The sequence below is a fragment of the Pseudophaeobacter sp. genome, assembly GCF_039971195.1.
Taxonomy (GTDB): domain Bacteria; phylum Pseudomonadota; class Alphaproteobacteria; order Rhodobacterales; family Rhodobacteraceae; genus Pseudophaeobacter.
In genome coordinates, this window is sequence record NZ_JBDWPJ010000228.1 from 1 (window position 1) to 17,610 (window position 17,610).

13 protein-coding genes are annotated in these 17,610 nt (G+C 56.7%); 6 read left to right on the plus strand and 7 right to left on the minus strand.

All coding sequences use genetic code 11. The features are described 5' to 3' along the window. Positions 1–55: 55 nt before the first annotated feature. A complete protein-coding gene (locus ABJP42_RS19645) occupies positions 56–1,066 on the plus strand; it encodes a Hint domain-containing protein (protein WP_348343466.1) in 1,011 nt (336 codons plus the stop codon). A 194-nt stretch (positions 1,067–1,260) separates the two neighbouring features. Beyond that, positions 1,261–3,201, plus strand: a complete 1,941-nt coding sequence (locus tag ABJP42_RS19650) for a hybrid sensor histidine kinase/response regulator (RefSeq protein WP_348343468.1) — start codon at positions 1,261–1,263, stop codon at positions 3,199–3,201. A 233-nt stretch (positions 3,202–3,434) separates the two neighbouring features. Here the strand turns inward: ABJP42_RS19650 and ABJP42_RS19655 are convergent, their stop codons facing one another. Further along, positions 3,435–3,866: an ester cyclase gene (locus ABJP42_RS19655; protein WP_348343470.1), complete on the minus strand. Its 432-nt coding sequence runs from the start codon at positions 3,864–3,866 to the stop codon at positions 3,435–3,437. A gap of 274 nt (positions 3,867–4,140) precedes the next feature. Here ABJP42_RS19655 and ABJP42_RS19660 point away from each other — a divergent pair, with 274 nt between their 5' ends. The 4 genes from ABJP42_RS19660 (at position 4,141) to ABJP42_RS19675 (ending at position 9,102) form a co-directional block, all read left to right on the plus strand. Then, positions 4,141–5,748, plus strand: a complete 1,608-nt coding sequence (locus ABJP42_RS19660) for a peptide chain release factor 3 (RefSeq protein WP_348343472.1) — start codon at positions 4,141–4,143, stop codon at positions 5,746–5,748. A 159-nt stretch (positions 5,749–5,907) separates the two neighbouring features. Next, positions 5,908–6,894 (plus strand): glycosyltransferase family 2 protein, encoded by a 987-nt coding sequence (locus tag ABJP42_RS19665; RefSeq protein ID WP_348343474.1) that lies wholly within the window; start codon positions 5,908–5,910, stop codon positions 6,892–6,894. Between the two features lie 212 nt (positions 6,895–7,106). Then, positions 7,107–8,681, plus strand: a complete 1,575-nt coding sequence (locus ABJP42_RS19670) for a DEAD/DEAH box helicase (RefSeq protein WP_348343476.1) — start codon at positions 7,107–7,109, stop codon at positions 8,679–8,681. Between the two features lie 247 nt (positions 8,682–8,928). Beyond that, on the plus strand, positions 8,929–9,102 hold the full coding sequence (locus ABJP42_RS19675; protein WP_348343478.1) for an RSP_7527 family protein: 174 nt from the start codon (positions 8,929–8,931) through the stop codon (positions 9,100–9,102). A 119-nt stretch (positions 9,103–9,221) separates the two neighbouring features. On the opposite strand, the gene ABJP42_RS19680 is transcribed toward ABJP42_RS19675, so the two are convergent. The 6 genes from ABJP42_RS19680 to nuoL all read right to left on the minus strand — a co-directional run bounded on the left by ABJP42_RS19680 (position 9,222) and on the right by nuoL (position 17,610). Next, positions 9,222–10,892 carry a ribonuclease J gene (locus ABJP42_RS19680; protein ID WP_348343480.1) on the minus strand — a complete coding sequence of 557 codons (1,671 nt, stop codon included), beginning with the start codon at positions 10,890–10,892 and terminating at the stop codon, positions 9,222–9,224. Further along, positions 10,889–11,671, minus strand: coding sequence for a type III pantothenate kinase (locus ABJP42_RS19685; RefSeq protein ID WP_348343482.1), 783 nt, complete (start codon positions 11,669–11,671; stop codon positions 10,889–10,891). Before ABJP42_RS19685 ends, ABJP42_RS19680 begins: the two co-directional genes overlap by 4 nt. A 15-nt stretch (positions 11,672–11,686) precedes the next feature. Next, positions 11,687–12,436 carry a biotin--[acetyl-CoA-carboxylase] ligase gene (locus tag ABJP42_RS19690; RefSeq protein WP_348343484.1) on the minus strand — a complete coding sequence of 250 codons (750 nt, stop codon included), beginning with the start codon at positions 12,434–12,436 and terminating at the stop codon, positions 11,687–11,689. 70 nt (positions 12,437–12,506) lie between these two features. After that, positions 12,507–13,946, minus strand: coding sequence for an NADH-quinone oxidoreductase subunit NuoN (nuoN, locus tag ABJP42_RS19695; protein ID WP_348343486.1), 1,440 nt, complete (start codon positions 13,944–13,946; stop codon positions 12,507–12,509). 14 nt (positions 13,947–13,960) lie between these two features. Next, complete coding sequence (locus ABJP42_RS19700) at positions 13,961–15,508, minus strand: NADH-quinone oxidoreductase subunit M (protein ID WP_348343488.1); 1,548 nt, start codon at positions 15,506–15,508, stop codon at positions 13,961–13,963. Next, positions 15,508–17,610, minus strand: a complete 2,103-nt coding sequence (gene nuoL, locus ABJP42_RS19705; RefSeq protein WP_348343490.1) for an NADH-quinone oxidoreductase subunit L — start codon at positions 17,608–17,610, stop codon at positions 15,508–15,510. The genes ABJP42_RS19700 and nuoL overlap by 1 nt, the downstream gene beginning before the upstream one ends.

Genomic DNA, 17,610 nt, shown 5'->3' on the forward strand with positions numbered 1-17,610 from the left:
ACAGATTCTGCGGCAGGCCGCATCCAGAAACCAAGCTCAGCCAAGGGGGGCTCTTGTGACAGCTGTAGACCACGCCATTCAGTCCATCCCCGCCTATCCGGCAGAACAATTTCGGGTTGAGATCGGCGCCAATATGGGCGACCCTCTCGGGGTGCTGGATGAGCTGATGCTGGACGATATCTATCAGCTCTCTCCCCCCGACATCCCTCAACGGCTGACAATCCACACAGGATCAGAGGGCAGCTTTAGCATTGCTCAGGACTCCGAATTAGGAGAGGTCGGCGCCGCGCTGCATCTTGATTGCAGCCTGACCCTGATGCCGCACTCCGGTGACAATGTCGAAGCCTTGGTCATGGTCGAAGTGGACGCGGATGAGATGATTGCCGGGATTTACCTACTGCCGATGGCACCGCTGAACATCCAGCAAAGCTACACTCTGGTGCGCGCCGAACGCGACAATGCCCGGCGCAAACTGGCGCAGATGGCCTGTGTCTCCTTTACCCGTGGTACCCGCATCACCCTGGCAACTGGCGCGCAAAAGCCCATCGAAGAGCTCCAGGCTGGTGACCGCATCCTTACCCGCGACGATGGCGTGCAGGAATTGCGCTGGATTGGCCAAAGCACTGCCCGTGCGGTAGGCCGCATGGCGCCAGTACTGATCCGTGCGGGCGCGCTGAACAACGCCAATGACCTGCTGGTGAGCCCTGACCATAGGCTGATGGTTTATCAACGCCAGGACGCGCTTGGCACAGGCTGCCCCGAGCTGCTGCTGCGCGCCCGTGATCTGGTCAATGGCGATACCGTCATGGTGCAGGACGGCGGCTTTGTCGACTATTTCCATCTGCTGTTTGACCGCCACCATATTGTCTATGCTGAGGGCATTGCCGCCGAAAGCCTGTTTCTCGACGCGCTGACCCAGCCCGCCCTACCGGATGAGATTCTGACCCGAATTTCTGAACAGCCAGAGGAGATGCAACGCCGCGACGCCCATGGGCTCGAGGTGCAAAAAGCCCTGCTCGACCGCCCTGACGCAGTGGATCTGTTGAAACGGTCGTCGTTGCGGTAGGCGGCTTCGCGCCTGTCAGAGTTCCGCCTACTCCAGCCCGCCTCGTATTGGGGCTACAGCAAAGGCCCAGCTGACAGCATGTAATTTTGGAACAATTGGAACATCTTGCCAGATTGAATGTCTATGGACTAACCTGAATCCAGCGTTCCATCCGAGGGCCAACTTCAGATGGAACTGTCTAAGGAACTGGTTTGATGGGCAATTACAAGCATGACCCAATCTTTGGGAAGATCGTCGAGCTTGCCCGAGGTGAACTTATCACCGCAATCGACAGATCGAATATCGGCCTCTGGCTCTGGGATATCGACAACGATATTATAGAAACCAGCCAGGGCATGCTGCGTTTGACAGGCTTTGACACTCTCCCCGGCATGACCCGAGGCGAAGTATTGAGCTGGTTGCTTCATCCCGACGATATCGAGCGTACAAGGGATGCCACACGGCGGCTTTTTGACAGTGGCGAGTCCTATGAGACCTTATGTAGAATGCGTCACGCCTCTGGGCGTTATTCCTGGGCTTTAACGCGGGGTACGCTAGTCCATGATGGAAATGGAAAGCCGACGCATCTGATTGGCGTTGTCAGAGTTCTGGACGATCTAGAACGCGTAAAAAAAGACCTTTTCCGGTCTGAAGAGATAGCTCGCCTCGGAAACTGGAGCGTGGATACTGGCACCGGGGAGCTCGAGTGGTCTCAGGGTGCATTTACGCAGTTGGGCTTTGAGCCATTCAGCTTTGCACCAACACTGGATTTTGCTCGCAGCCTCTACCCCCCTGAGGAAAGGTTGAAGATTGAACAGATTATCGAACAAGCCTTGGAAACAAAGGAACCTTTTGAATATCAAACTCGTATTCAGCGTGATGGTCAGCCAGAAAAGCACTTTCGGTTCCGCGGTGCTGTTGAGACAGGCATCACTGGAGAAGCCGTAGGCTATTACGGCACGCTTCAGGATATCTCTGATGAAATCGAACGGGATAACCAGATCAGGCAGGCACAGAAACTCGAATCTATCGGCAAACTTACAGGCGGTGTCGCCCATGATTTTAACAATCTGTTGGCAGTAATCCTCGGGAACCTCGAGCTTTTGCAGGAAGAACACAGGGGCGTCGGCGGTGAAGACTTCATAGAGTCTGCGATTGAGGCGACACTGCGCGGGGCAGGCTTGACCCGGAATATGCTGAGCTTTGCTCGACGCGCAGAACTGGAACCAACCCAGCAAGACATCAACTCTGTCGTACGACACACGAAAAACTGGATTGCGCGGACACTTCGAGAGGACATTTTGATCGAAACATCCTTGTTGGCGGGTCTTTGGTCAACTGAGGTGGATCAGAACTCTTTAGAAAGTGCCTTGCTGAACCTTATCCTGAATGCACGAGATGCAATGCCTGACGGCGGCAGTCTAACGATCGAGACTGCGAATATGCGCATTGAGGAAGAATACATTCAGACAAGACACGAAGACATCGAACCAGGCCGATATGTCATGCTTGCTGTCAGCGACACAGGCGAAGGCATTCACCAAGACAACCTGAGCAGTGTTTTTGATCCGTTTTTCACCACCAAACAAGCAGGGAAAGGTTCTGGAATGGGTCTTTCGATGGTGCAAGGTTTTGTCAAACAGTCGGGAGGCAGCATTCAAGTTTACAGCGAACTCGGTTTGGGAACCACTTTCAAGCTTTACTTCAAAGCCTGTGAAACTGATGGATCCCGCCCTAAAATCGAACCTGAGACAGAAAATGATGCGGCCGCAAACCGCGGAAAAACAAGGATTTTACTGGTCGAAGATGAGGCCGAAGTTCTGTCCATTCTTCAGGCCATCCTTCGCTCGGTCGGATTTTGTGTCGTAACCGCCACCTCCGGTGACGAAGCTTTGAAAATATTCAAAAAAGACACGGAATTTGACCTTTTGATGACGGATATAGTTATGCCCGGATCATTGAAAGGCACCGCCCTCGCTACTGAACTGCGGCGTCTCAAAAAAGAACTGCCGGTGGTTTTTTTATCCGGCTATGCCAATGAAGCAACCGTTCACGGAAACGGCCTGCGGCCAAGAGACATCAGATTGATGAAACCCGTGAGCAGGAAGGATCTGCTACGTTCTGTCGACAAGGCACTCAATTTGCGTGATAAATAGGCACGTTTTGCCCCATCATTCCTTAGGCCCTCAAAGTCCGCTGCCAATGCCTCGCAGGCTTGTGGAATTGATAAATGGTGGCACCCCGGTCAGGCACTGGATTTGTCCGGCCAGCAACGCAAACCAGATGGTGCACTGGTACGGGAGTGATGTGGACTGCCCGCCCTCCTTGGACCTACTTGGCTACCTGCCGACCGTTTTGCACATTCCGAAGTTAACCAAAGCCAAGGGAGCTAGGCCCAGGTCAAGCTGTTGCCAGAAAGACAGGCCACTAACGCCTCTGGCGGGAGCTGACCTAATTGTTCAAACAGGGTAAAAGAGTCGAACTTTGACGACAGCTCGGCAATCTTGTCTCCCTCAAACCGGATCAGAGTGATCCCTTCTACCGACAGGGGCGTACCGCCATCCGGCCCATCAGAGCGCATGACATAGCGTGTGGTGGTCCAGTCGCCATCCTCAAGAAACAGCAGGATTTCGATTCTGGGCTTCCCGATCAGTTGGTGGATGATCTCGACCAGTTGAGGGAAGTCCCTGCGCGGAGTGGTCAGCCCGTCCAAAAGGTCATTCGTGTCCAATGAGGGGGCCAATAGTGTATCCAGAGCCGAGAAATCGCCTCTTTCCCAGAAATCCCCAAACCAACGCTCAACCAGTTCTCGCTTACTCATACTTCAACTCTACATCAATCGGGACAGTATCGCACCTAGAAGGATGCCCACTACTCTGCCCAACTAAGGAACACAAAGCGTTAAGGCCATTAGACCGTGCCTAGGCCCTTCCTACTCGGCTCACAGTTAGGGTCACTGCGTGTTGAAACCAAGAGAGGGCCGCACAACGCAATGCGTTAGTGCATTCGCTCGCTTTGCCTCACCTGCTGCACGGGCTGTTGGCCTCCCCCTGTTTTCCTTGCCTCCCCCGTCGTTTCTGGCTAGAGCCAGACCCATGTTGGATACCGCTGCAAACCGCCCAGACCTGCCGCCCGAAATCGCGCGGCGCCGCACCTTTGCGATCATCTCGCATCCGGATGCGGGCAAGACCACGCTGACTGAAAAGTTCCTGCTTTATGGTGGTGCGATTCAGATGGCGGGACAGGTGCGCGCCAAGGGCGAAGCCCGCCGGACCCGCTCGGACTTTATGCAGATGGAAAAGGACCGGGGCATTTCGGTCTCGGCCTCCGCCATGTCCTTTGACTTTGACGGCTTTCGCTTCAACCTGGTGGACACACCGGGCCACTCGGATTTTTCTGAGGATACCTATCGCACGCTGACGGCCGTAGATGCCGCCGTTATGGTGATTGACGGGGCCAAGGGGGTTGAGAGCCAGACACAGAAGCTGTTTGAAGTCTGCCGATTGCGCGATCTGCCGATCCTGACCTTCTGTAACAAGATGGACCGCGAAAGTCGCGATACCTTTGAAATTATTGATGAGATCCAGGAAAATCTGGCCATCGACGTGACTCCTGCGGCCTGGCCCATCGGGGTGGGACGAGATTTCATCGGCTGCTACGACATGCTGCGTGACCGGCTGGAGCTGATGGACCGCGCTGACCGTAACAAGGTGGCCGAAAGCATCGCCATCGAAGGGCTGGACGACCCCAAACTGGCCGAACATGTTCCCGCGCATCTGCTGGACAAGCTGCTCGAAGAGGTCGAAATGGCCCGCGAGCTGCTGCCCAAACTAGATCCGCAGGCGGTGCTCGAAGGCCATATGACCCCGATCTGGTTTGGCTCTGCGATCAACTCCTTTGGTGTCAAAGAACTGATGGATGGCATTGGCGCCTATGGCCCGGAACCGCAGATCCAGACCGCGCAGCCGCGCAAGATTGCCCCCGAAGAAAAGAAAGTCGCAGGCTTTGTTTTTAAGGTGCAGGCCAATATGGACCCCAAGCACCGCGATCGGGTTGCCTTTGTGCGCATGGCTTCAGGCCATTTCAAACGTGGCATGAAGCTCACTCATGTGCGCACCAAGAAACCCATGGCGATCTCCAACCCGGTGCTGTTTCTGGCCTCTGACCGCGAATTGGCCGAGGAAGCCTGGGCCGGCGATATCATCGGTATTCCGAACCACGGCCAGCTGCGCATTGGCGATACCCTGACCGAAGGTGAGGCACTGCGCGTCTCTGGCATTCCCTCCTTTGCACCGGAACTGCTGCAGGGCGTGCGCGCGGGCGATCCAATGAAGTCCAAACACCTGGAAAAGGCGCTGATGCAATTTGCCGAAGAAGGTGCTGCCAAAGTGTTCAAACCCTCGATTGGCTCTGGCTTTATCGTTGGCGTTGTTGGCGCCCTTCAGTTCGAAGTGCTCGCCAGCCGGATCGAGCTGGAATATGGCCTGCCGGTGCGGTTTGACAATTCCCAGTTCACCTCGGCCCGTTGGGCCAGTGGCGATAAGCAAGCGCTTGATAAGTTTGTTGATACCAACAAACAACACATCGCCTATGACCATGATGGTGACATCGTCTACCTCACCCGCCTGCAATGGGACATTGACCGGGTTGAACGTGACTACCCGGACGTGAAGCTGACAGCGACTAAGGAAATGATGGTTTAACGCTAAACCAAATTTCTTTTTGATTAAGGGCGGGCCTGAGGCGCGCCCTTTTTCATCGTCTCAGCCGCCTCTTTGCATACAGCAAAAGCCTCCTCTGGACTATTGGGCCAGGGCCACGGCAGTATTGCCGCAAAAGGCAAACCACAAGAAGGGCAGCCAATGGCAGAGGCAACGGATCAAAGCAGCGTTAGATGGGGGGTGGTCAGTACCATCAAGGCCCCGGCAGAAGCGATTTTGAACTTTGCAGCCTATCACCTGGAGGCCGGCGCCCATCGGCTGTTCATCTATCTGGATGCGCCCTGCCCCGAGGCCCGCCCACTTCTGAAGGCCCACCCAAAGATCCGGATCTTTGATTGCACCGATGAGTCGTGGCAGCAGCGTCGTAAAAAGACCGGCAAGCCCGAGAAACACCAGGCTCGCCAGAGCCTAAATGCAACCCGTGCCTATCGCCGTCAGGCCGATGATCTGGACTGGCTGGCCCATATAGATGTGGATGAATTCCTTTGGGCAGAGCGCCCCATCGGCCAGATCCTGGCCGAGCTGCCAGATGCCACCCTTTGCTCTCGCGCCCGACCGATTGAAGCCCTGGCCGGAGATGGCACCGGCTTCAAAGGCTATATCCCCAAGGGACCAGACCAGGGCGCAACCCTGGGTCGCCTCTATCCGCGCCATGGCGCCCATGTGAAAGGCGGGTTCCTGAGCCATATCCAAGGCAAGATCTTTATGCGCACCGGGCTGCCAAATGTTTCGCTCCGTATCCATAATGCCTTTCAGAAACATCATACTACGCCTCCTGAAACCGTGGAAAACCCCGGCCTTCAGGAGTTGACAGAGGTCGACCTGTGCCATTTTCACGCCCCGAACTGGCAACACTGGCTGGCCCATTACCGCTTTAGGCTGCAACGTGGCTCCTACCGATCAGAGCTCTCCCCTGCCCGACCGCGCGAAAAGGGCGGAATCTCAGTTCATGAGCTTTTAACGGCGATCGAAGCCGAAGAGGGCGAAGAAGGTTTGCGGGTATTCTACGATGAGGTTTGCCGAGATACACCCGACCTGCGCCAGCGCCTGGCGGCGGAAGGATTGTTGCGGATCCGCGATCTCAACCTGGCTCAGACCCGTCGCAAATATTTCCCGAATTTTCCCTAAGGATTTCAAAGCTCACTCATTTTGACCAGAAGGTCACACCCGCGCCTTTCCGCCGCTGCTCTTAACCACCCCGCCCAGCCATTAATTGACCCTTAGGCTAGATTTTGTTATGTCCCGCCAAAAGCTGGATGTTGTCACACCGCAAGCCTTTGCGGACCCGGCTTTGTCAAAACACGCGCGGGCCAAGTCAGTGTCCGCAAAAACGGACGCATATGACAAAATTTACCGATCTGAACCTGAATGCGAAGGTCCTCAAAGCTATTGCTGAGGCCGGCTATGAATCTCCGACCCCCATTCAGGCAGGCGCTATTCCGCCCGCACTTGAAGGACGCGACGTGCTGGGCATTGCCCAAACCGGCACCGGAAAAACCGCATCCTTTACCCTGCCAATGATCACTATGCTGGCGCGTGGACGGGCTCGGGCGCGGATGCCTCGCAGTCTGGTTCTGTGCCCAACCCGCGAGTTGGCAGCCCAAGTGGCTGAGAATTTTGACACCTATACCAAGCACTTGAAGCTCACCAAGGCGCTGCTGATTGGCGGCGTCAGCTTCAAAGAGCAGGATCAGCTGATCGACAAAGGTGTCGATGTTCTTATCGCCACCCCCGGTCGTCTGCTCGACCATTTCGAACGTGGCAAGCTGCTGCTGACGGGCGTGCAGATCATGGTGGTAGATGAGGCCGACCGGATGCTGGACATGGGCTTCATCCCAGATATCGAGCGGATCTTCTCGCTGACACCCTTCACCCGGCAAACGCTGTTCTTCTCGGCTACGATGGCGCCTGAGATCGAACGGATCACCAATACATTCCTGTCGGCACCTGAGCGAATCGAAGTCGCCCGTCAGGCCAGCGCCTCAGAGACAATCGAACAGAACGTGGTTCTGTTCAAAGCCTCGCGCAAAGACCGCGAAGCCAGCGAAAAGCGTACTGCCCTACGGGCGCTGATTGATGCCGAAGGCGAGAAGCTGACCAATGGTATCATCTTCTGCAACCGCAAGTCGGACGTGGATATTGTTGCCAAGTCGCTGAAGAAATACGGCTATGATGCCGCGCCGATCCACGGCGACCTGGATCAGAGCCAGCGGACAAAGACCCTCGATGGGTTCCGCGAAGGCAAACTGCGCATTCTGGTGGCCTCTGATGTGGCCGCCCGTGGCTTGGACGTTCCCAGTGTCAGCCATGTGTTCAACTTTGACGTCCCCGGCCACCCCGAAGACTATGTGCACCGGATTGGCCGCACCGGTCGCGCCGGCCGTGAAGGCAAGGCAATCACCATCTGCTCTGGTCGCGATGAAAAAGCCCTGGCTGCAGTTGAGAGCCTGCTGCAAAAGGAAATCCCACGCCTGGACAATCCGGCGAAGAAGGCAGAACCTGCCAAGCGCAACGCGACCAAGAAGACTGCTGACAAACCTACAGAGACTGAAACACGCAGCAAGAGCACACGTGGTAAGTCAAAGGCAGAGAAGACCGTTTCAGAAACTGTGGAACCCGCAGTAGCTGAGAGCACAGACCCTGTAGCGGCCCCTGCTGAGGCCAGCAAACCAGAAGAGCGCAAGTCAGACTCGCGCAAATCGGAGGGCTCCAAGTCCGAAGGCCGCTCCCGTTCCCGCAAGGGCGGCAACAAGACCTCCGAAGACATATCTGGCCAGTCTTCTTCGGGCTCTAAAAACAGCCGCGGCCGTGGTGGCAAACAGGGCGGTCGCCGCGATGACCGGACTGTCGTCGGCATGGGCGATCACATGCCCAGCTTTATTGCCCTCTCCTTTGCAGAGCGCCGCACCGGGTAGATCCACAAGTCAAAATCTGAAAAGGCGACCGTAGTTCGAAACTACGGTCGCTTTTTTATGGGCCAAGGCATGTTTGGTTAACGCGGTGCAAGTTGCTGAAAAGGGGGCTTAATACCTCAGCCCTGTGGGGCTACACAGGGACACCCTTGCAGGTGCAGCATGACGGCATTGCCCAAATAGGCGATGTCGTGACACCGAAACACCCCTAAATGGGCTGCATCAGACAACGTTATAGACCGAGAAAATGATGACCGAGTTCCAGCCAGTAATCCTCACCGCCGCACAAATTCAAGCAATCGAGACCCGTGCGCATGAAATGCGTGCGCAGGCCTTGGCAGATGCACTGCGCACCATGGGCCGTGGCCTGCGCGCTGTGTTTCACAAGGTCTCTACACTGCTGCACCGCCCCCGCACTGCCTAAGCAAGGCCTGCCACGCAGTATATATTATTGCCCAAGTGACTATTTCAAACCGTCACCACTCACGAAAACGCCTCGGCAGATCCTGCCGAGGCGTTTTTTCTTGTCATAAGCGCCGCGTTTTAGCGCATCCGGCTGATCACCACGGTGACTTCCGGCTTTTTGCCAATCTCATTCTGGCAGCTTTGACGTGCGATGCGGCGCAGCTCGCCTTCCAGCTTGTCATCATCCTTCAGTGTCTTGGCACCGGCACGCATCAGAAACTGGTTCAGATCCTCTTCCAACACTTCTGTCAGGGCCGCATTGGAGCTGCCGTTATCGGTCAGCCCCTTAATGTCACACCACGGCTCGCCCAGGGGTTCGTCTTCTTCGTCCAGGATCAGTGTCACCACTAGATGGCCATTCAGCGCCATGCGGATACGATCGCGAATAACGCCATCCATGGCGCCGATCTTGATCGAGCCATCCAGATAGGTGCGGCCGGTGTCGATGTATTCCAGCACAGAAGGCCGGTTGCCCGAGAGGCTCAGCATCATACCGTTGACAGCTACAATGCTGGGAATGCCCTTGGCTTCACCCAGACGGGCGTGCTGGCGCAGGTGACGGTGTTCGCCGTGCATCGGCACCAGCATCGCCGGTTGCAGCAGGGCATGCAGGGCTTCCAGATCCGGGCCATTGGCATGGCCAGAGACGTGGTAAAGCCCCGAGCTGTCGTCGACCACATCCACACCGCGTTCCGAGAACTGGTTGATGATGCGAATGACGCCGCGCTCGTTGCCAGGGATGGTCTTGGAGGAAAACAGGAAGAGATCGCCTTCTTTCAGCTCCAGTCCGCGATACTTGCCCCGTGCCATCTGCGCCGAGGCTGCCCGGCGCTCGCCCTGGCTGCCGGTGGTGATCAGCATCAGGTTGTTGCGCGGTATGTCCTTGGCTTCTTCCGGAGAATAGACGGTTGGGAAATCCTTGAGTACGCCAGTTTCCTTGGCGGCTTCGACCATGCGCAGCATGGCACGCCCCAAAAGCACCACAGAGCGCCCTGCCCGGGTGCCTGCGTCTGCCAGGGTTTTCACCCGTGCGACGTTGGAAGCAAAGGTAGTGGCCGCAACCATACCTTTGGCTTCACTGATCAGGCGGCGGATTTCATCTGGCAGCTCTGATTCCGAGCGCCCCGGTGTTTTGGAAAACACATTGGTAGAATCGCAGATCAGTGCCTTGATTCCCGGTTTGGCGATCTCGACCCACATTTCGGGATCAAAGGCTTCGCCCACCAGCGGGGTACGGTCCAGTTTGAAGTCACCAGTGTGCACCACACGGCCCTCGGGGCTGTCGATCACCAGCCCGGCGCTTTCGGGGATCGAATGCGCCATGGGGGCAAAGCCCACAGTGAAGGGGCCGAGCTTGGTCACTTCGGGCCAGGCGCCAACGGTTTTCACCACCAGCGGATCATGGCCGCGCTCTTCCATCTTGCGACGGGCCAGATTGGCGGTAAAGGCGCGGGCATAGACCGGCACGTTCAACTGGCCATAGAGATGCGATACCGCGCCAATATGGTCCTCGTGACCATGGGTGATAAAGATCGCCTCCAGCTGGTCTACACGCTCACGCAGCCAGGTAATGTCGGGCATGATCAAATCAACACCGGGAGTGCTGTCCATATCCGGGAAAGCCACTCCCAGATCCACCAGGATCAGGCGTTCTTTGCCGGGTTTGCCATAGCCATAGACATAGGCATTCATGCCAATTTCACCTGCCCCACCAAGGGGCAGATAGATCAGTCGTTCATCAGTGCTCATACAGGAGTACCGTTATCCTTATTGTATTTGTGAATGATCTGGAGACCATGCATCGTGAGATCATCCTCATATGCGTCAAACAGATCAGCAGCTTGCTGGAAAAGAGGCGCCAGCCCGCCTGTTGAAATAATCTTCATTGGAACGCCGCGTTCGGCTTTGATCTGGGCGCAGATCTCGCGCACCAGGCCGATATAGCCCCAGAACACACCTGATTGCATACAGGCCACCGTATTGGTGCCGATGACATGCTCGGGTTTGGAAATATCCACATGTGGCAGTGCGGCGGCCGCCTGGTGCAGCGCTTCAAGGCTAAGGTTCACCCCAGGGGCAATCACCCCGCCCACATAGGCGCCATCCTCGGCCACCACGTCAAAGGTGGTAGCGGTGCCAAAATCGACCATGACCAGATTGCCACCATAGTGGTCAAACCCAGCCACCGTATTGACCAAGCGATCGGGCCCTACGGCGGTGCCCTCATCGACCCGCACATCCACTGGCAGCAGACAATCGGATTTCCCCACCACAAAGGGTCGGGTGTTATAATAACGATCCGCCAGAACCCGCAGATTGAACACCACGCGAGGCACGGTGGACGAGATGATCACATCGGTGATATCTGCCTTGATGTCCTGAGCCTGGATCAGCGTATTGAGCCAGACAAAGTACTGATCCGCAGTGCGCCGCCAATCTGTTGCGGTGCGCCAGGTGCCGATGAACTGCTCGCCATCCCAGATCGAGAAGACGGTATTGGTATTGCCACAATCAACAGCCAGAAGCATGAGGTGCCCTTACGCTCAAAAAAAGATATCAGCGGCAGGGATCGTCACCCGGCCTTTGGCGCTGTTTAAGACAAGGTTGCCCTCGGCGTCTACCGTCTCAAAGGTGCCTGTCGTCTCTGAATTGGCAGTTCTTGCAGTTATTACCTCTCCCAGCTTGGCAGCGCGGGCCAGCCAGGCGGTTCGGATCGGGTCAAACCCATAGGTGGTGAACTGTTGCTCATAGCGGGCATAGGAGGCCGCCAGTGCTGTCAGGAATTCCTCGGGCGTGACCTGCATGCCGGTTTCCGACAAGAGCGACACCGGCCAAACCGCGCCGGGTTCCAGCCATTCCTTCATCGGCGTTTCCACCAGGTTGACGCCAATACCAATGGACAGATGGTTGACCCCCTGCCCATCGCCAGCGCTTTCTAGCAGGATACCGGACAGCTTGCCCCCGTTCAGCAGCACATCATTGGGCCATTTTAGTGCCAGCCCTGCGGTGCGGCCTGTAAGGGCCTCGCAGGCGTCATAGACGGCCAGCGCCGCCACAAAACTGCGCAGGGCCACTACCTGTGGCGGCTCGCTCGGGCGCAGCACCAGGGTGGCGGCAAGGTTCCCCGTCGGGTCCTTCCAGTCGCGCCCGCGACGGCCTCGCCCCTTGGTCTGGCGTTTGGCCAGGATCCATTCAGGACCCCCAAGGTCGCCCGCGATGCGCGCGGCCTCATCCAGGGTGCTGTCCACCTCGTCCAGGATGCGTTTTCCATAGCCGTCGGGCCAGTCTGTCATTGCACCATTCCTTCAAAGGCAAAAGGCCCGGTCCATTGGACCAGGCCCTTTGTCGGAGATTTCAAACCGTTCAGTTGACCAAGGCCGCAGCAGCAGCAGCAGCCACGCCATCGACACCAAACATGTTGATAATGCCCAAAATCATCACCGCAGCCGACCCCATAAGGAAGGCCCAAAGCACAGGAGAAGAAGTCCGGTCCAGATCTTCGCCCTCTTCGCCAAAATACATGAAGTAGACGATACGAAGATAGTAGAAGGCGCCAATGACCGAGGCCACAACACCAGCAATTGCCAGCCAGGCCAGGTCGGCCTCATAAGCGGCACGCAGCACATAGAGCTTGCCAAAGAAGCCCAGCATCGGCGGCACACCCGCCAGCGAGAACATCAGGATCAACACAGCCAGCGCTTTGCCTGGTTCGCGACGGGAATACTGGTTCAGCGCACCAATATTCGTGATCGGCTGACCGTCTTTCTGCAGCATCAGGATAAAGGCAAAAGTGCCGATATTCATCGAGACATAGATTGCCATATAGACCAGCATGGCCTCGATACCCAGCACGGTACCAGCGGCAAGTCCCATCAGCGCATAGCCCATATGGGCAATCGAAGAATAGGCCATCAGGCGTTTGATATCGCGCTGGCCAATCGCAGCCACGGCGCCAACAAACATCGACAGAACAGAAAGCACTGCAACCACCTGGCTCCAATCAGAAACCGCATGGCCAAAGGCATCATGCATGACCCTGGCAAAGAGCCCCATGGCCGCAACCTTTGGTGCCGAGGCAAAGAAAGCCGTCACAGGCGTTGGTGCGCCTTCATAGACGTCGGGCGTCCACATATGGAACGGCACCGCAGAGACCTTGAAGCCAAGGCCGGAAATCAGCAGCACCAGACCAAAGAGCAGACCAATAGAAACTTCGCCATGCTGGGCAACCTGGATGATGCCTGCAAATTTGGTAGTGCCAGCAAAGCCATAAACCAGCGAAGCACCATAAAGCAGCAGGCCCGAGGACAACGCTCCCAGCACAAAATACTTGAGGCCAGCTTCGGTAGATTTGATGCTGTCGCGGCGCATAGAAGCAACCACGTAGAGCGCCAGCGATTGCAGCTCCAGCCCCATGTAAAGCGACATCAGATCGCCAGCAGAGACCATCATCATCATGCCAACGGCGCTCAACGCAACCAGGATCGGGTATTCAAAGCGCAGCATGCCCCGGCGGGACATGTATTCTTGCCCCATGACCAGTACGGCGGCCGCCGCCAGCAGGATCACCACCTTGGCAAAACGGGCAAAGCCATCGTCGACGAACATGCCGCCAAAAGCGGTATTGGCGCCGCTGCCGCTGGTGCCAATCCAGATCGCCAAGGCCACCATCAGACCCGAGGTGGACCAGATCAGCGCCGAGGCGAGCTTGTCTTTGCCAGTATAGACCGCGCCCAAAAGCGCCGCCATTGCGTAGAGTGCCAGGATAATCTCTGGCAGGACAACGGAAAGATCAGCTTGGATCATCTGCCCATGCTCCCTTAGTGCGACGCAGTCTGGACGGCTGCAGAGGTATCCGCAGCAGCCAGCGACTGGTTGAAGTTGGCGATCAGCGCTTCAGTCGAGGGACTGATGATATCGGTGACCAGCGAAGGATAAACGCCCAGCAGGATGGTCATCACCACCAGCGGCGCAAAGATAAAGCGTTCACGCGCATCCATATCCTGAATGGTTTTCAGGCTGCCCTTGATCAGGTCGCCAAAAACCACCCGACGATAGAGCCAAAGCGCATAGCAGGCCGAGAAGATCACCCCAGAGGCCGCAACCGCAGCCACCCAGGTGTTTTTCTGGAAGGCCCCCATCAGGGTGAGGAATTCACCGACAAAGCCAGAGGTGCCCGGCAGGCCGACGTTGCCCATGGTGAAGAACATGAAGACCAGCGCATAGGCGGGCATGCGAATGACCAGGCCGCCATAGGCGTTGATGTCACGGGTGTGCATCCGATCATAGATCACACCCACACAGAGAAACAGCGCCGCAGAGATGAAGCCGTGGCTCAGCATCTGGAAAATCGCGCCATCGACACCCTGCTGGTTCACCGCAAAGATCCCCATGGTGACAAAGCCCATATGTGCGACCGAGGAATAAGCGATCAGCTTTTTCATGTCTTCCTGCACCATGGCCACCAGCGAGGTATAGACCACGGCGATGGCCGACATCCACAGGATCAGATCGGTCATCACATCGGCGCCAACCGGGAACATCGGCAGGCTGAAGCGCAGGAAGCCATAGCCGCCCATCTTCAGAAGGATCGCCGCCAGCACCACAGAGCCAGCAGTTGGCGCCTGCACGTGGGCATCCGGCAGCCAGGTATGCACCGGCCACATCGGCATCTTCACCGCGAAGGAGGCAAAGAAAGCCAGGAACATCAGGGTTTGCATCCCACCGATGACATGGATGCCTAGTACGTCAAAGCTGTTCGAGGCAAAGGTATGAGTCAGCAGAAACTCAATATCGGTACTCTTGGCATCCACGTACATCGCCACCATGGCCACCAGCATCAGAACCGAGCCGAGGAAGGTATAGAGGAAGAATTTGAAAGAGGCGTAGATGCGATCCTTGCCGCCCCAGATGCCGATGATCAGGAACATCGGAATGAGACCTGCTTCAAAGAACACATAAAACAGCACCAGATCCAGCGCCATGAAGACACCCAGCATCAGGGTCTCCAAGAGCAGGAAGGCAATCATGTATTCTTTGACGCGGGTTGCGACATTCCAGCTGGCCAGGATGGTCAGCGGCATCACAAAGGTGGTGAGCATCACAAACAACACCGAAATGCCATCAACACCCATTTTGTACTGCAGGCCAAAGATCCAGTCGCGCTCTTCCACGAACTGGAACCCGGTATTGGCCGGATCAAACTGGGTGTAGATCCCCAGGGACACCAGGAAGGTGAGCGAAGTCGCCATGAGCGCCAGCCATTTGGCATTGCGTTGCGCCGCTTCGTCCTCGCCACGCATAAGCAGCGCCATGACAGCGGCCGCCCCGGCGGGGATGAAGGTAACAATAGAAAGCAGGTTGTCCATCAGTGGGATCCTCCGCCGATCGACATCCAGGTGATCAGGGCTGCAATGCCCAGCACCATCCAGAAGGCATAGGTAAAGATGAAACCGGACTGCGCGCGACCGGCCAGTTTGGTGAAGAAGGGCACAATCCCCATGGCCACCCCATTGAGGAAGCCGTCAATGACATTGCCGTCGCCGCGCTTCCAGAAGAAACGCCCCAGCGCCAAGGCCGGTTTGACAAAGATCGCATCATAGAGCTCGTCAAAGTACCACTTGTTCTTGAGGAACAGATAGAGCGGCTGGAAGTTGTTGGCCAAACGCCCTGGCAGGCTTGGGTTCACGATATAGAACCAGACCGCCAGGATCAGACCAAAGGACATCGCGACAAAGGGCGCGACCTTGACCTCCCACGGCGCAGCATGGGCATCGTCCAACACATGGTTGTCCGGCGCAAAGTAAAGAGCTCCTTCGCCGGGCTGGCCCGCAAAGACATAGTGATGCTCTGCCTCAGCAGCGTGATCACCGCTTTCGCCATGACCTTCATCCCCCTGGCCCTCTGCAGTGTCGCCATGTGCATCTGCCGCAGCTTCCGCATAGGGGATACCGTAGAATTTGGCGACCTTATCCGTGTGACCAAAGAAGGAGCTGTACCAGATCATACCCGAGAACACTGCGCCCAGAGCCAGAACCCCAAGTGGGATCAGCATAGTGATCGGGCTTTCATGGGCATGGTCATGGGTGTGCTTGTCACCGCGTGGCTTGCCAAAGAAGGTCAGGAACATCAGGCGCCAGCTATAAAACGAGGTCATGAAGGCGGCAATCACCAAGAGCCAGAACCCATAGTTGGAGCCACCGGCAAAGGCGCTTTCGATGATGGCATCCTTGGAAAGGAAGCCGGCAAAGCCGATATGGGTCAGCGGAATGCCAACACCGGTGATGGCCAGGGTGCCGATCATCATCGCCCAATAGGTATAGGGGATCTTTTTGCGCAGCCCCCCGTAGTTCATCATGTCCTGTTCGTGGTGCATGGCATGGATGACCGAGCCTGCGCCCAGAAAGAGCATCGCCTTAAAGAAGGCATGGGTGAAAAGGTGGAACATGGCGGCTGAATACATACCAACGCCAGCTGCGACGAACATATAGCCCAGCTGCGAACAGGTGGAATAGGCAATCACGCGCTTGATGTCGGTTTGAACCAGACCAACAGTGGCGGCAAAGAAAGCCGTGGTCGCGCCCAGCACGGTGATGAACATGGTGGCCTGCGGTGCAAACTCCATCAGCGGCGACATGCGGCAGACCAGGAAGACACCGGCAGTCACCATGGTGGCGGCGTGGATCAGCGCCGACACCGGCGTCGGGCCTTCCATCGCGTCCGGCAACCAGGTGTGAAGGATCAGCTGCGCAGATTTACCCATGGCCCCGATGAACAGGAGCATCGCCAGCAGGTTGGCCGCATCCCATTCCGTCCAGAGGAAGGAGATTTTGTGCCCAGCCACCTCCGAGGGGATGGCCGTGAAAATCTCAGAGAAGTTGATGCTATCAGTCATCAAGAACAGACCAAAGATCCCCAGCGCAAAGCCAAAATCCCCAACCCGGTTGACGATAAAGGCCTTCATCGCCGCCGCATTTGCAGTTGGCTTGCGGTAATAAAAACCGATCAAGAGGTAAGAGGCAACGCCCACACCTTCCCAGCCAAAGAACATCTGCAACAGGTTGTCAGAGGTCACCAGCATCAGCATGGCGAAGGTAAAGAACGACAGATAGGCAAAGAAGCGCGGCTTGTAGCTCTCGCCGTCTTTCCACTGCGGGTCATCCGCCATGTAGCCAAAGCTATAGAGATGCACCAGCGACGACACCGAGGTCACAACAATTAGCATCAGCGCGGTCAAACGGTCCAAGCGAATACCCCAGGAGGTATCCAGACTGCCGCTCTGGACCCAAGTCAGGATCTCGATCGAGCGGGTTACACCGTCAAAGCTGATAAAGACAATCCAAGAGAGCAGCGCCGACAGGAACAACAGGCCCGTCGCCGTCACCATGGCGGCTTTTTCGCCGATGTATTTGTGGCCAAAGCCGCAAATCAGCGCGCCCACCAGAGGGGCAAAGAGGAGGATGGTTTCCAT